13 protein-coding genes are annotated in these 13,925 nt (G+C 70.6%); 6 read left to right on the top strand and 7 right to left on the bottom strand.

Annotated elements, in window-relative coordinates:
- The first annotated feature begins 39 nt into the window (after nucleotides 1-39).
- Entirely contained in the window at nucleotides 40-684 is a 645-nt protein-coding gene (locus JTJ31_RS09530; protein ID WP_207538415.1) for an OmpW/AlkL family protein, read from the top strand.
- A 6-nt stretch (nucleotides 685-690) separates the two neighbouring features.
- Here the strand turns inward: JTJ31_RS09530 and JTJ31_RS09525 are convergent, their stop codons facing one another.
- Nucleotides 691-2,343, bottom strand: a complete 1,653-nt coding sequence (locus tag JTJ31_RS09525; protein WP_207538414.1) for an NADPH-dependent assimilatory sulfite reductase hemoprotein subunit — start codon at nucleotides 2,341-2,343, stop codon at nucleotides 691-693.
- Nucleotides 2,344-2,428: 85 nt separating this feature from the next.
- On the opposite strand from JTJ31_RS09525, the gene cobA reads away from it, so the two are divergent.
- The 5 genes from cobA (at nucleotide 2,429) to JTJ31_RS09500 (ending at nucleotide 7,035) form a co-directional block, all read left to right on the top strand.
- Nucleotides 2,429-3,223: a uroporphyrinogen-III C-methyltransferase gene (gene cobA, locus JTJ31_RS09520; protein WP_207538413.1), complete on the top strand. Its 795-nt coding sequence runs from the start codon at nucleotides 2,429-2,431 to the stop codon at nucleotides 3,221-3,223.
- A 129-nt stretch (nucleotides 3,224-3,352) separates the two neighbouring features.
- The gene (locus tag JTJ31_RS09515) at nucleotides 3,353-3,997 is read left to right on the top strand and encodes a peroxiredoxin (protein WP_207538412.1); all 645 of its coding nucleotides are present in this window, start codon (nucleotides 3,353-3,355) and stop codon (nucleotides 3,995-3,997) included.
- 41 nt (nucleotides 3,998-4,038) lie between these two features.
- Nucleotides 4,039-5,616 carry a DUF6311 domain-containing protein gene (locus JTJ31_RS09510; protein WP_207538411.1) on the top strand — a complete coding sequence of 526 codons (1,578 nt, stop codon included), beginning with the start codon at nucleotides 4,039-4,041 and terminating at the stop codon, nucleotides 5,614-5,616.
- A gap of 57 nt (nucleotides 5,617-5,673) precedes the next feature.
- Complete coding sequence (gene msrP, locus JTJ31_RS09505) at nucleotides 5,674-6,615, top strand: protein-methionine-sulfoxide reductase catalytic subunit MsrP (RefSeq protein WP_207538410.1); 942 nt, start codon at nucleotides 5,674-5,676, stop codon at nucleotides 6,613-6,615.
- 60 nt (nucleotides 6,616-6,675) lie between these two features.
- Nucleotides 6,676-7,035 carry a tRNA-binding protein gene (locus tag JTJ31_RS09500; protein ID WP_207538409.1) on the top strand — a complete coding sequence of 120 codons (360 nt, stop codon included), beginning with the start codon at nucleotides 6,676-6,678 and terminating at the stop codon, nucleotides 7,033-7,035.
- A gap of 4 nt (nucleotides 7,036-7,039) precedes the next feature.
- Here the strand turns inward: JTJ31_RS09500 and JTJ31_RS09495 are convergent, their stop codons facing one another.
- The 6 genes from JTJ31_RS09495 to recG are packed head-to-tail and all read right to left on the bottom strand — an operon-like array spanning nucleotide 7,040 to nucleotide 13,919.
- Nucleotides 7,040-7,486: an NUDIX hydrolase gene (locus tag JTJ31_RS09495; protein ID WP_207538408.1), complete on the bottom strand. Its 447-nt coding sequence runs from the start codon at nucleotides 7,484-7,486 to the stop codon at nucleotides 7,040-7,042.
- Complete coding sequence (locus tag JTJ31_RS09490) at nucleotides 7,483-8,466, bottom strand: DUF4340 domain-containing protein (RefSeq protein ID WP_207538407.1); 984 nt, start codon at nucleotides 8,464-8,466, stop codon at nucleotides 7,483-7,485. Before JTJ31_RS09490 ends, JTJ31_RS09495 begins: the two co-directional genes overlap by 4 nt.
- Nucleotides 8,463-10,349 (bottom strand): Gldg family protein, encoded by a 1,887-nt coding sequence (locus JTJ31_RS09485; RefSeq protein WP_236020074.1) that lies wholly within the window; start codon nucleotides 10,347-10,349, stop codon nucleotides 8,463-8,465. The genes JTJ31_RS09490 and JTJ31_RS09485 overlap by 4 nt, the downstream gene beginning before the upstream one ends.
- Entirely contained in the window at nucleotides 10,349-11,080 is a 732-nt protein-coding gene (locus tag JTJ31_RS09480; protein ID WP_207538405.1) for an ABC transporter permease subunit, read from the bottom strand. The genes JTJ31_RS09485 and JTJ31_RS09480 overlap by 1 nt, the downstream gene beginning before the upstream one ends.
- On the bottom strand, nucleotides 11,077-11,796 hold the full coding sequence (locus tag JTJ31_RS09475) for an ABC transporter ATP-binding protein (protein WP_207538404.1): 720 nt from the start codon (nucleotides 11,794-11,796) through the stop codon (nucleotides 11,077-11,079). Before JTJ31_RS09475 ends, JTJ31_RS09480 begins: the two co-directional genes overlap by 4 nt.
- A 41-nt stretch (nucleotides 11,797-11,837) precedes the next feature.
- A complete protein-coding gene (gene recG / locus JTJ31_RS09470) occupies nucleotides 11,838-13,919 on the bottom strand; it encodes an ATP-dependent DNA helicase RecG (RefSeq protein ID WP_328805712.1) in 2,082 nt (693 codons plus the stop codon).
- Between the last annotated feature and the right edge of the window lie 6 nt (nucleotides 13,920-13,925).

Raw genomic sequence — 13,925 nt, 5'->3', positions numbered from 1 at the left:
TGTCCTCGCGCAACACGAATCAGATCGCGCGAGGATGTAATGAAAAAATTGGGTTTGCTGGCAGCGGGGCTGCTGGCATTGAGCGTGGCGCAGGCGGCAGCGCAGGACGCGCCGCGCGGCAAGCGCGCCGGAGATTTCACCGTGGGGCTGGGGGCGATCGGCGTGCTGCCCACGAATGGCGGGCGCGTGGGGCTCATCGGCGGCACGCCGCAGGCGAGCAACGCGGCCAGTCCGCAGCTGGATTTCACCTATTTCTTCACGCCGAACCTTTCGGCGAATCTGATAGCCGCCGCCACCCGGCATGATCTGCGCGTGTCCGGCTCCGCGCTGGGCGATTTGAAGCTGGGCCGTGTCTGGGCGCTGCCGCCGACGCTGACCGTGCAGTACCACCCGTTGCCGCAGTCGCGCCTCAGCCCCTATGTGGGCATCGGGCTCAACGCGACCTTTTTCTACGGCCATGGCGGTGCGATGACGCCGCCGGTGAACCGCGTGCGGGTCCGCAACACCGTTGGCGTCGCGCCCAATATCGGCCTGGATTACGAGGTGGCGCCGAACTGGCTGCTCAATTTCGACGCCAAGTGGATCCTGATGCAGCCGGATGTCAGCGTGAATAGCGGGCTGATCGGGGCGCGGGCCGACGTGAATCCCTTCGTCATCGGGGCGTCGGTCCGCTACCGGTTCTGATCCGCGTCAGGCCGCCGCCGGCTCCAGCAGGCGCTGGACCGGCAGGCGGCCGAGCCTCGCGCAGAAATCACCGAAGCCCTCACCGGGCTGACGCCACGCCGCCCAGGCTTCCAGCACGGGCCGCAGCGTCTCGGCGATGCGGTCGAGCGGGACCTTGTCCGCGATGGCCTCGTTGAGCCGCGTCCCCTCGAAGGCGCCGCCGACGAACAGGGTGTAGAGGCCAGGTGCACGGCCCACTACGCCGATCTCCGCTTGATAGGGCCGGGCGCAGCCATTGGGGCAGCCGGTGATGCGCAGGCTGATCCGCTCGCCTCGCAGCTTCAGCGCTTCGAGTTCGGCCTCGATGGCGGTGACGATCTCCTCCCGCACGCGCTCGCCCTCCGCGAGGGCTTGGCCGCAAGTGGGCAGGGCAACGCAGGCCAGGGTGGCCCGGCGGAGGGGCGACAGGGACTCGGGCAGGGGGATGCCGTGCCGCGCCAGCACCGCCTCCACTGCCGCGCGTTGCCCCGGCGCGATGTCGGACAGCAGCAGATCCTGCTGCGGCGTCCCGATCGGGTTTGCGCCGGTGAGGGCGATCACCTCGCGCAGAGCTTCCCGCCAGGGTCCGGCGACCCGGCCCGAAGGCACGGACAGGCCGAGCCAGAGCTTGCCATCGCCCTGCTCGTGCCAGCCCAGATGCTCCGGCACGTGCAGCTTCGGCAGGGGAGGGGGCGGGGCGAGGGGGCGGCCCAGATCGGCGGAAAGCTGCGCCCGTGCCCAATCCGCGCCCTTCTCGTGCAGCACGTATTTCAGCCGCGCCTGCTTGCGGTCGTCACGCCGCCCGAAATCGCGGTGGAGGCGCACGGCCGCCTCCGCCACCTCCAACACCTCATCCGGACCGATCAGCGCCACAGGGTCGGCGAGGCGCGGGAAGGTGGAAGGCTTGTTGTGCGTCATTCCCATGCCGCCGCCGAGCGTCACGATCCACCCCTCCGGCACCATGATGAAGCCGAGGTCGTTGGCCAGCACGTCCGCCGAGTTGTCCTCCGGGTGGACCAGAGCGATCTTGAATTTCCGCGGCAGGTAGGCGGCGCCGTAGAGCGAATCCTCCGCCTCGCCCGCCACCTGCTCCTCGCCCAGGAAGATCTCGTGATGGGCGCGGCTGCGCGGCAGCAAGGCGGAGGAGAGGCGGAAGGCCTCCTGTTCCAGCCGCGCATGGATGGCGTCGCGACGCGGCGCGGGGGAGGTGATGACGTTGCGGACCACATCGCCGCAAGCGGCCAGGGTGGTCAGCAGCGCTTCGTGGATTCCGGCGATGGTCCCGCGCAGGTTTTCGCGCAGAACACCGTGAAATTGCACGCCTTGGCGCGTGGTAATTCGCAGCGTGGAATCAGCGTGGCTCTCCGCCAACGCATCCAGGGCGAGCCATTGCGGGCCGGTAAGGCGGCCCGCCGGGGCGCGCACGCGCACCATGAAGGACCAGTCCTTGTCCTGCCCCGCCTGCTTGCGTGCGGTGGCGGTGTCGCGGTCGGATTGCTCGTAGGTTCCGTGGAATTTCAACAAGGTATAGGCGGCCTCGCTCAGCCCGCCGACGGTGTCGCGGCTGCCGATTTCCTGTGCGATGGACCCGCGCAGCCCTTGGCTCTCGGACTTGATGGCCTCGACTTCGCTCGCCTTCATCGCTTCGTCCTTTCAGTGCGCTTGCCAAGAGTGAAAACATGATTCTACGATCGTCGCAAGCATTACTGAGGGGGTTGGCCGCGATATGAAAGTGGAATCCGCGAGCCGCCTCGCCGGGCCCGTCTTTGCCCGTGGCGAGGTGTGGCTGGTCGGCGCCGGCCCTGGCGACCCGTCCTTGCTGACCCTGCGCGCGGTCCAGGCGCTGGAGGCCGCCGACCTCGTGCTGCACGACGCGCTGCCGGGCCGCGCCGTGCTGAGGCACGTCCGCCGCGGCGCCGAGATCATCGCCGTCGGCAAGCGCAAGGGCGCCGCACCGGTGCCGCAGGCGCGCATCAACCAGCGGTTGGTGCAGGGTGCGCTCGCGGGGCTGCGCGTGGTGCGGCTGAAGGGCGGTGACCCCTTCATTTTCGGGCGCGGTGGCGAGGAGGCGGCGGCCTGCGACGCGGCCGGGGTGACTTGGCGCGTGGTGCCGGGCGTCTCGTCCGGACTCGCGGCGCCGGCAGCGGCAGGGATCGCGCTGACGCAGCGCGGCATCGCCTCGGCCGTCACCTTCCTCACCGCGCATGACGAGGCGGGCAGCCTGCCGGCGCTGGAATGGGGCGCGCTGCCCGGCACGGTGGTCGCCTTCATGGCGCTGACCCGGCTGGATGAGGTCGCGACGCGGATGCTTGCAGGCGGGCGCTCCCCTGCCACGCCCGTCGCCATCATCTCCGAGGCCAGCCTGCCGACGCAGCGCGTGCTGCGGACGAATTTGGGCGCCTGCACCCTCGATGCGCGCCGCGCCGGAGTGCCCGCCCCCGCGTTGGTCGTGATCGGCGAGGCGGCTGCGCTGGCCGGTACGCTGGACCTCCCCTTGCCGGCGGAGGCCGCCCATGCCTGAGTTCGGCGGACTGGCTGACGAGACCTGGGCTCCGGCGCCAGAGGTTGCCGGAATCGGCTTCGGCGTCCTCGCCCTGGTCGCGCTCCTGGCGCGGCTCATCTGATCATCGAAGACTGGAAGGAGACTAATTTGTCGCAGCAGCTTTCCCTTGGGCAGGTGGCGCCCGATTTTGAGGCCGACACCACGCAAGGCCGCATCCGTTTCAGCGAGTGGGGCAAGGATTCCTGGGTGGTGTTCTTCTCCCATCCGAAGGACTTCACCCCGGTCTGCACCACCGAGCTGGGCGAGGCGGCGAAGCTGAAGCCAGAATTCGACAAGCGCGGCGTGAAGGTGATCGGCCTGTCCGTGGACCCGCTCGACCGGCATGACGCCTGGGTTGAGGACATCCGCGAGACGCAGGGTGCGACGCTGAACTTCCCCATGATCGCCGACCCTGACCGTTCGGTGTCCAAGCTTTACGGGATGATCCATCCGGAGGCCGACCCCTCCATCACCGTTCGCACCGTCTATGTGATCGACCCGGCGCGGAAGGTTCGGCTGACGCTGACCTACCCGCCCTCCACCGGCCGCAACTTCCAAGAGGTGCTGCGGGTGATCGACAGCCTGCAGCTCACCGACAAGCACAAGGTCGCGACGCCGGTGAACTGGCAGAAGGGCGACAAGGCCATCATCGTCCCCAGCCTGTCCGACGAGGACGCGAAGATCCGCTTCCCGCAGGGCTGGAAGGCCGACCGCCCCTATCTGCGCTGGGTGGACGTGCCGCAGGAAGGCTGAGCCGCCGCAACCTTGCCATCATCGCCGGTTTCTTTCCGGCGATGATGCCGGGGCAATCGCCGATCTGGCCGGACCGGGGCGCGGCCCCCGTCGCGGCGCTGCTGGGGGCGGCCCTGGTGATGGTGGTGTTCGGGTGGGGCATCGTGCCGCCCGGGCATACTGACTGGATGCTCTCGGGCACGCTCGGTCCGGACCCGGTGCAGTACTGGCTGGGCTGGGCCTTCTTTCGCGACGATGCGTGGCGCCTGCCGCCCGGCCTCTCGCCGCGCTTCGGGATGGAGCTTGGCTCCTCCATCTTCTTCACCGACTCCATCCCGCTGCTGGCCTTCCTGTTCAAGGCGCTCCGACCGGTGCTGGCGGTGGACCAGTATTGGGGGATCTGGCTGCTGCTCTGCGGCGCGTTGCAGGGGCTGTTCGGCGCGTTGGCGCTGCGGCGCCTGGGCCTTGGCGCGCTGGGCCAAGTGATGGGGGCGGGGTTGCTGGTCCTGCAACCGATGCTGCTCAACCGCATGGGCGGGCATTTCGCCCTGGCGGGGCAATGGCTGCTGCTGGCCGGGCTTTGGCTGCACCTCGCCCCGCCGACGACGCGCCGTCCCTGGGGATGGGTACTGCTGGCTGCGGCGGCCGCGCTGATCCACTCCTACATCCTGCCTATGGTGCTGGCGCTCTGGCTCGCAGATGCATGGCGCCGCCGCGCCTGGCTTGAGACGCCGCTGGTGGTCGGCGCCGCGCTGGTTGCGCTCTGGGCGGCCGGATTCTTCCTTCTGCGGGCCGGGCATGGCGGCGCCGGCTATGGCGCGATGCAGCTAGACCTCCTCGCTCCTTTCGATGGCGGGGTCTGGAGCGCGCTCCTGCCCACGCTGCCCGGGCCTGAGCATCCGGAGGTGGGCGGCTCCTATCTCGGCCTGGGCGGCCTGCTGCTGCTGCCCTTCCTGTTGCGCGCGCCCTGGCGGCGCTTCTCCGGGCCGCTCGCGATCGTGCTGCTGCTGATGCTGGGTTTCGCGGTGACGCACCGGCCTTCCGTCGCGGGGGTGCAGGTCACGCTGCTTTCTCTTCCTCCCTCCCTGGTTGAACTCGCGGGTGCGCTGCGCGCCTCGGAGCGGTTCTTCTGGCCGCTCGCCTATGCGCTGCTGCTGCTCGGCATGGCCGGTCTGGCGCGCTGGCTCGGGCTGCGCCAGTCGGGCCTCGCGCTTGCCGCGCTGCTGGTCGTGCAGGCCGTGGATCTGCGCCCCGGAATCGCGCGGCTGGGCGGCTTCTTCCCGCCCACGGAGGCTAGGCTGCCCCTGCGCCTGTCCAATCCCTTCTGGGCGGAGGCAACGCGCAACGCCCATGCCATCCGCGCCGTCCCCGCCGCGAATCTGGGGCCCTTCTGGGAGGAGGTGGCGGTGCTGGCGGCGCGGCACGGCCTGGCCACCGATGCCGCCTACCTCGCCCGTGCCGATGCCGGCGTCGCCGCCCGCCTGGCCGAGACAGTGCTCGACCGGCTGCGGAGGGGCGATCCCGAGCCGGGGGTGATCTACGTGCTGCGCGACGAGGCCGCGCTGGAGGCGGCGCGGGAGGGCATGGCGGCCTCGCTGCGGCGAGTGGACGGGCTGTGGGTGGTACCGCCCACGCCTTGAGGCTTCCCGTAGCGCCGTGGCGTCCTACATTCGGGGGACAGCCGAAGGTGAAAACAGATGCGCATCCTCCGCCATCGACCCTGGAACGCCCCGGAAAGCGCGGTCACGCCCGAGGCGCTGGTGCTGAACCGCCGTGCCCTGATGGGGGCGGGTGCTGCGCTCCTGCCCGGCATCGCCGCGGCGCAGGGCATCACCCAGGCCCCGCCCTTGCCCGAGCACGCGCGCAACATGCGCTACCGTCCCGAGCGCGCCCTCAGCCCCGAGCGCGACGTTTCCACCTACAACAATTTCTACGAATTCGGGACGAGCAAGAGCATCTCCTCCGCCGCGTCGCGCATGCCGGTGCGGCCCTGGCGCCTTTCCGTCGGCGGGCTGGTGGACAAGCCGCGCGAGTTCGAGATCGACGACCTGCTGCGCCTGATGCCGATCGAGGAGCGCGTCTATCGCCTGCGCTGCGTCGAGGCCTGGGCGATGACCGTGCCCTGGAGCGGCTTCCAGCTTTCCGAGCTGCTGAAGCTGGTGGAGCCGAAATCGAATGCCCGCTACGTCGCCTTCGAGACCGCCGCCATTCCCGGCGTCATGCCCGGGCTGCGGCAAAGCTGGTATCCCTGGCCGCATGTCGAGGCCTGCACGATCCAGGAAGCGGCGAACGAGCTGACCTTCATGCCGGTCGGGCTGTTCAGCAAGCCGCTGCCGCAAAGCAATGGCGGCCCGCTGCGCGTGGTCTTCCCATGGAAATACGGCTTCAAGTCCGGCAAGTCGGTGGTGAAGATCACCCTGACCGCGGAGCGCCCGCGCACCTTCTGGCCCGCCATCCAGGCGAGCGAGTATGGGTTCTGGGCGAACGTGAATCCGGAGGTCTCGCATCCGCGCTGGAGCCAGGCGACCGAGCGGCTGCTGGGCAGCGGCGAGCGCGTGCCGACGCGGATCTTCAACGGCTATGGCGAATGGGTCGGCGGCCTCTACACGGGGATGGAGCGCGAGCGCCTCTGGGCCTGATGGCTCGACAGCCCAGGGCCCGGCGGCTAGTCCGCCCGGGCACTTCGGGAGCGTCGAGCATTGACCACGAGCGACCTTCAGGCGGCGAAGCCGGAAGCCGCGTATGACGACTTCGCCAAGCTCGACATCCGCGTCGGGCGGATCATCGCCGTCGAGCCGTTTCCGCGCGCCCGCAACCCCTCATACAAGGTTCAGGTGGATCTAGGGCCGCTCGGCACGCGGTGGTCGAGCGCGCAGATCACGAATTACGACGCTGCTGAGCTAGTCGGGACGGCAGTCGTGTGCGTCTGCAACTTCGCGCCCCGCAACATCGCCGGGTTCCGGTCGGAGGTGCTGATCCTCGGCGCGCGGGACGAGCGGGGGCGCGTGATCCTGCTCTCGCCGCATTCGGGTGTCCCGCTCGGGGCGACGATCTACTGAGGTCTCAGCCGCGCGCCTCGTCCAGGCGGCGGCGGGACAATGCGATCACGGCGCGCGCTTCGGGCGTCAGGTCGAAGGGTTCCAGCGCATCGAGAGGCGCCCAGCGAACCTCGGCCGCGTCGTCGCCCGCCACCGTCTCGCCGGAGAGGTATTCGCCGCAGAAATCCACGATGGTGTAGTGGAACCGGACGCGTCCATTCTCGTCTCGCGTCACGGAGTCGATCACGTCGGCGAGGAGCAGCGGGCCGACCTCGATGCCTGCTTCCTCGCGCAACTCCCGGCGTGCCGCTTCCTGCGCCCCCTCGCCCACGTGCTGCGCCCCACCGGGAAGGGACCAGGCACCCATGCGCGGCGGCCGGCCGCGACGGACCAGCAGGACGGTATCACCACGGAAGGCAATGACTCCGATGCCGATCCAGGGACGGTCGGGATACTCGCGGCTGTTGCTCATCCCTGCTCCAGCAAATCTTCGAGGCGCGGGAGCATGGCGCGTTCCTTCCACTGCCCAAGCTGAAACGCGTAGCCATTCCAGAGTGCGTTCAGCCGCGCCGCCTCGGCATCGCCTTCGGCGCGGAGGGTGACCCAGAACTCGCTTTCCTGACGTCGGCCCCAGGCTTGGATCGCGAGGTTGTCGGTGAAGGTAAAGCGCGCCTCGCCGAGCGCTTCGCCAGGGGCGTCGTCGTCGCGCCGCACCTCGATCAGCGTCAGGCCTTCGAAGACGCGGCCGGCCTCGTCCAGGGCCACGGCATCGGGGCGGGGCGGGTCGCGCGGCTCGACGATCACCAGCGGCGCGTCCACCTCGCCGGGCCGTTCCAGCACGAGAGGCTCGTCACCGGCGCGGCGCACCTCCACGCGGCGCAGGCGCTGGGCCGGCAGGTCCACAAGGTCGCGCAGCAACCAGAGCGCCGGATCGGCCTCGGCGGTCAGCCTGCCTTCGGCGAGCCAGCCCTGCGCTTCCTCCGGGCGGCGGATATGGATGGAGTCCGTTACACCGGGCTGGGCGCGGGAACGCCGCGTGCCGAGAATCACCGAGATGAGCGGCGCACCGGAGGCGTCCAGGACGCGCAGCAGCGCCCCCGTCGCGCCGGGTCGCATCGGGTCGTCCGTGCCGAAGCTGGCGCTGGCATCGCGCGGTTCCAGGAGGCGAAGCTCGGTGAGGGCGGTCAGCGTCTCGTGCACCTTGGCGGGGCGGGCGGGCCAGCCGGCACGCTCGGCGATGCGCCACGTCTCGCCATCGCGCGACAAGGTCACGCCGCCATCGTGGCGCCGGATTTCCACGCGTGCGGCTCGGCCCAGGCGTTCGGCCAGGCCGGGGAAGGCGAGTGCGCCGCTTGTCGGTGCCGCTTCCTCGCGCGGGGCGAGGAAGATTCCCGCGCCCAGCGTCGCCGCTGCCGCCGCGCCCAGCCCGGCGAGTCCACGCCGCCCGATCACGGCCGCGCCGCCGCGCGACGCCGCGCACGCACCAAGGCCAGCCCTGCCGCCGCCAGCACCAGCAGCCCAGGAACGAGCAGGATGTTGAAGGCCCGCAACGCGGTCTCCAGCGATTCGATGTCGCGGCGAAGATCGAGCTGCACGGCGCGCAGCTCCCGCCGCGTCGCGGCGATCTGCTCGCGCGCGCGGTCGATCTCGGCGCGCTGCTCCGGCGTGATGACGGCCTGGGCCGCGTTGCGTTCGCCGCCCGTGCCCTGTCGCAACTCGCGCAGCCGCGCCTCCGAGCCCTGAAGGCGTTCGGTCAATTGCCGCTCGCTGGCGCGGAACTGCGCGTCGGCGGCGCGGCGGATCTCCTCCACGCGGGTGAAGGGGCGCAGCGACTCCCCGCGCGAGCGCAGCGAGATCATCGCATCCGTGCCCGAGAGCGTGTCGGCCAGGTTGACGATCAGGCTGCCATTCCCCGCGAAGGGCGTGGCGACGGGCTGGCCGAAGAATTCCTGCACCCGCACCCAGAACCGGTCATCCAGGATGTCCGTGTCATGGATGACGACGAGGTTGCTCTGCCCCTCGGAGCGCGCGAGATGCGGCAGCAGCCCCTCGGCCTGGACGGGCGGGCCGTCGGGGAAGGCGCTGGGCAGGGCGCCGCGCAGCCGCGCGGCGATCACCCGCCGCTCGCCATCGGCGCGGAAATCCGCCAGCAGCCGCACCGGATCCGCCTCGCGCCCGACGCGCGCGGCCGGGACGATCATGGATTGCCCGCTGCTTTGCAGAAGCGTCGTCCACTCGCCCGGCGCATTCTCCCGGCGACGCAGATATCCGGCCGAGGCGACGGTGACCTGATCGAGCTGGGCAGTCGCCACCTCGCTCCGGTTCAGGCTGTCCCCCTGCAGCGAATACCAGGACAGGAAATCCACCGCCTGGACCCGGTCGCCGGGCCGCGCCCGCACCCGCCACGCGCCGCGCAGGTCGAGCACGACCTCGTTGGCCGGCGCCTCGATGCCCCAGGCATTGAGGATCCGGTCGAGGCTGGAGGCCGTATCGGCGGGCGGGCGCCCATCCGGGCCGGGCCGCGTCGCCTGCATCTCGCTCTGCGGGTCGAGGAGCAGGAGGAGGCGGCCGCCGCGCATCACGAACTGGTCCACCGCGTATTGCGTCGCGTCGGAAAGCCCTTGCGGGTGGGCGAGAAGCAGGATGCGGATGCCCGCGGGGATCACGGCCGCATCGGGCGCGACCTCGCGCACCTCATAGGCATCGCGCAATTGCTGCATCACCACTTGCGGCCGCGCCAGGGCCGGCTGGCGCAGCATCATGGCGCGCGGATCGCCGTTCAGCGGCAGCGGCGTCAGCAGCCCGATCACCGGCTTCTCCGGCGCGGACAACTCGAAGACGAGGCGGGTGAGATCGGCCTCAAGGAAGCGCTCGCGATCCGGCTGGAAGAAGGCGATGTTCCGCTCCTCGTCGCGGGCATTGCTGCCGGCTAGGCCGAAGAAGACCTGCTCGCCGCCCTCGTTCAGCGGCACGCCTTGCAGCCCCAGCGCCAGGGCGCGGTCCTCCGTGTCGGAGAAGGGCTCGGGGTCCAGCACCTCCAACCGCAGCTTGCCGCCCGAGGCGGCGGCGTATTCGCGCAGGAGGGCGCGCACGCGCTCGGCATAGGCGCCGAATTGCGGCGCCTCCGTCCCCAGGCGGCGTGAGTAGAACAAACGCAGCGTCACCGGTTCGCGCAGGCCCGACAGCACCTGCCGCGTGCCGGGGGCGAGCGTGTAGAGCTGGTCTTCCGTCAGGTCGAGCCGCGCCTGCGGCACGGCGCGCTGCGCCAGCAGGACGGCCCCGATTGCCAACGCGGCAGCGAAGAGGAGGGCGAGGAGCGAGGCGGCGCGACGCATCACGCACCCCTCCGCCATTCGAGGATCACGGCATTGGCGAAGAGCCAGAAACCGGTGAAGGCGGCGAAGAAGACGAGGTCCGGCACGGCGATCACCCCACGGACGAAGCTGCCGAAATGCTCTGCGACGGAGAAGCCGCGCGCCACCTCGCCCAGCACTGGCAGCCGGTTGGACAGGAAGTCCGAGACGATGGGCGATCCGGCGGCGGCGAAGACGAAGCACCCCGCGACGCCCAGCACGAAGGCGATGACCTGATTGCGCGTCATCGCCGAGACGGCGGCGCCCAGCGCCAGGTAGGCCCCCGCCACCAGCACGCAGCCGAGATACCCGGCGAGGATGGCGCCGTTATCCGGCTCGCCCAGCCAGTTCACCGTGATGACCAGCGGGAAGGTCAGCGCCAGCGCCACCGCGCAGAAGACCCAGGCGGCCAGCCACTTGCCCAGAACGGCCTGCCAGGGCGCGATGGGCAGGGTCAGCAGCATCTCGATCGTGCCCAGGCGACGCTCCTCCGCCCAAAGGCGCATGGTCAGCGCCGGCACCAGGAACAGCAGCAGCCAGGGCACGAAGCCGAAGAAGGGCAGCAGATCCGCTTGGTTGCGGCCGAAGAACCCGCCCAGGGTGAAGGTGAGTGCGCCTGCGAGCACTAGGAAGATGACGATGAATACGGCGGCGACGGGGGTGGCGAAGTAGCCCGCGAATTCCCGCCGCGCGATGGCCCAGACCGCCCTCATGCGACCTCTCCTTCGCCCAGGGTCAGAGCGCGGAACACGGTGTCGAGGTCGCGCCCATCCGCCGTCAGCGCCTCTGGCGTGGAATCGGCCAGCACCCGCCCGCGCGCGATGATGATGGCGCGGGTGCAGACGGCCGAGACCTCCTCCAGGATGTGGGTGCTGATGATGATCGCCTTGCGCGGCGCCATGGCGGTGATCAGGTTGCGGACCTCGTGCTTCTGGTTGGGGTCGAGCCCGTCCGTCGGTTCGTCCAGCACCAGCACGTCCGGGTCGTGCAGCAGCGCGGAGGCAAGGCCGACGCGGCGGCGGAACCCCTTGGAGAGGGTCTCGATGGGTTGCAGCCGCACCTCCTCCAATTGGGTGATCGCCATGGCGGCGGGCACGGTGGCCAGATTGCAGCCGCGAACCCGGGCGCAGAAGCGCAGGAAGGCTTCGACGGTCATCTCGGGATAGGTGGGGGCGCCTTCGGGCAGGAAACCCAGCTTGCGGCGGGCGGCCACGCCGTCCGTCTGCACGTCATGCCCCGCGATTCGGGCCGTCCCGGCGCTGGGCGGCAGGAAACCCGCCAGCATCCGCATGGTGGTGGATTTCCCGGCCCCGTTGGGCCCCAGGAACCCGACCACCTCGCCCCGCTCAACGGAGAAGCTCACCCCGTCCACGGCGGTGAAGGCGCCGAAGCGCCTGGAGAGGCCTTCGATCTCGATCAGCGCGTTCACGTTCGGCTGTACTCCCGGTCTGCCGACCGGGATAGCAAGGCTCAGCCGGCCTTCAAATAGGCCGCCGCATCCTCCTTGCCGAAGAGCCGCAACAGGAAGCGCACCGCGCGCCCGCGCGGCGAGGCGAGGCCGGGGTCTCGCTCCAGCAGCGCCTCCGCGTCGCGATGGGCGATGTCGATCAGGTCGCTCTGCCGGGCAATGTCCTCCTCCGGCAGGGCGAGGCGAAGCTGTGCCTGCCCTGCCTGGCGCGTTCCCAGCGCCTCTCCGCCGCCGCGCAGGCGCAGATCCTCCTCGGCGATGAGGAAGCCATCCTCCGTGTCGCGCAGGATCAGCAGGCGCTCCTTCTCCTTTTCCGAAAGATGCTCGGAATGAATGAGCAGGCAGGAGGAGGGCCGGCTGCCGCGCCCGACGCGGCCGCGAAGCTGGTGCAGGGCGGAAAGCCCGAATCGCTCCGCCTGCTCGATCACGATGATCGTCGCCTCCGGCACATCCACCCCGACCTCGATCACCGTCGTGGCGACCAAAAGCCGCGTGCGTCCCTCCGCGAAGTCGCGCAGCGCGCCCTCGCGCACCTCCATGTCGAGCTCGCCATGGGCCAAGCCCACCTGGCCAGGGAAGCGGCGCGACAGCTGCGCGAATCGGTCCTCGGCGGCGACGCTGTCGTCGTGGTCGCCGCCGGTGATGGCACGCACCACCCAATAGGCCCGTTCGCCGCGCTCCAGGGCCTGACCCAGGCGTTCCACGATCTCGGCATGCCGGGCGGTGGTCACGACGCGGGTGGCGATGGGCTGGCGCCCGGCGGGCTTTCCCTCGATGCGGCTCACCTGCATCTCGCCCCATTGCGTCAGCTGCAGCGTGCGGGGGATGGGGGTGGCGGTCATCACCAGCATGTCCGCATCCTCGCCCTTGCGGCCGAGTTCCAGGCGCTGCGCCACGCCGAAGCGGTGCTGCTCATCCACCACGGCCAGGGCGAGGTCGCGGAACTCCACCCCCTCCTGGAAGAGCGCATGGGTGCCGACGGCGATTGGAATGGAACCGTCGGCGAAGCCCTGGAGGACGCGCCGCCGTTCCGCCCCCTTCACGCTGCCCGCCAGCAGGGCGACCTCGACCCCCGCCGCGCCGCAAAGCCGGGCGAGGGTGCGGAGGTGCTGCCGCGCCAGGATCTCGGTCGGTGCCATCAGCGCCGCCTGGGCACCTGCCTCGACCGCCTGCAGCATGGACAGCACCGCCACCAGCGTCTTGCCCGATCCGACATCGCCCTGCAGCAGGCGCAGCATCCGGTGCGGGGCGGCCAAGTCGGCCTCGATCTCCGCCAGGGCATGGGCCTGGTCGGGCGTCAGGGCAAGGCCGAACTCGGCCAGCGCGGCACGGCGCAGCGTCCCGTCGCCGCGCAGCGCCCGGCCGGAGGAGGCGCGATGCCGCCGGCGCAATAGGCCCATGGCAACCTGCCCGGCCAGGGCCTCGTCATAGGCGAGGCGTTCGCGTGGCGCGGCACCCGGGGGCACGGTGGGCACATGAAGCGCGCGCAGCGCGTCGGGAAAGCTCGGCCAACCCTCGCGCGCCAGCAGGGGTGGGTCGGCCCATTCCGGCAAGCCGCTGGACAGGCGCGCCAAGGCCTCCCGCATGGAAGCGGACATGGTGGCGCGGTGCAGCCCCTCGGTGAGGCGCCAGATGGGTTCCAGCACGGGCAAGGAATCCGGGTCGCGCGCCACATCCGGATTGGCCATGGACCAGCCATCGCCCTCCGGCTTCACCTTGCCCGACACCCAGCGTACCTCGCCGCGCGGGAACTGCCGCTCGGCGGTTTGCAGCCAGCCATTGAGGATGCGGATGGTGACGCCCTCTTCCGTGCGGATCTCGACATAGGGGCGGTTGGTGCTGGCGGCGCGCTTGGGGCGCAGCGAGACGGTCGTGACGGGCAGGACGGCATCCACCTCCGCGGGTGCGCGGGCGGGATGGTCCACCCGCACCCGCGCCGCAATGCGGTCGGGCAGGTGGAACAGGAGGTCCACAACGCGCGTGCCGCCCGTCGCCTTGGCTAGCAGGGCGGCACGGCGCGGGCCGATTCCGGGCAGGCCGGAGAAGGGCTCCAGCAGGGCTTCGAGGCTGACGGTTCCGCTCACGCATCC

The sequence above is a fragment of the Sabulicella rubraurantiaca genome (assembly GCF_017355885.1).
Taxonomy (GTDB): Bacteria; Pseudomonadota; Alphaproteobacteria; order Acetobacterales; family Acetobacteraceae; genus Roseococcus; species Roseococcus rubraurantiacus.
This window is presented reverse-complemented; position numbering and strand designations above follow the sequence as displayed.

Coding starts and splice junctions, on each gene's coding strand:
- msrP (WP_207538410.1), top strand. CDS start 5,674: ATGCGCATCCTCCGCCATCGACCCTGGAACGCCCCGGAAAGCGCGGTC.
- cobA (WP_207538413.1), top strand. CDS start 2,429: ATGAAAGTGGAATCCGCGAGCCGCCTCGCCGGGCCCGTCTTTGCCCGT.
- JTJ31_RS09485 (WP_236020074.1), bottom strand. CDS start 10,349: ATGCGTCGCGCCGCCTCGCTCCTCGCCCTCCTCTTCGCTGCCGCGTTG.
- JTJ31_RS09525 (WP_207538414.1), bottom strand. CDS start 2,343: ATGAAGGCGAGCGAAGTCGAGGCCATCAAGTCCGAGAGCCAAGGGCTG.
- JTJ31_RS09530 (WP_207538415.1), top strand. CDS start 40: ATGAAAAAATTGGGTTTGCTGGCAGCGGGGCTGCTGGCATTGAGCGTG.
- JTJ31_RS09510 (WP_207538411.1), top strand. CDS start 4,039: ATGATGCCGGGGCAATCGCCGATCTGGCCGGACCGGGGCGCGGCCCCC.
- JTJ31_RS09495 (WP_207538408.1), bottom strand. CDS start 7,486: ATGAGCAACAGCCGCGAGTATCCCGACCGTCCCTGGATCGGCATCGGA.
- JTJ31_RS09480 (WP_207538405.1), bottom strand. CDS start 11,080: ATGAGGGCGGTCTGGGCCATCGCGCGGCGGGAATTCGCGGGCTACTTC.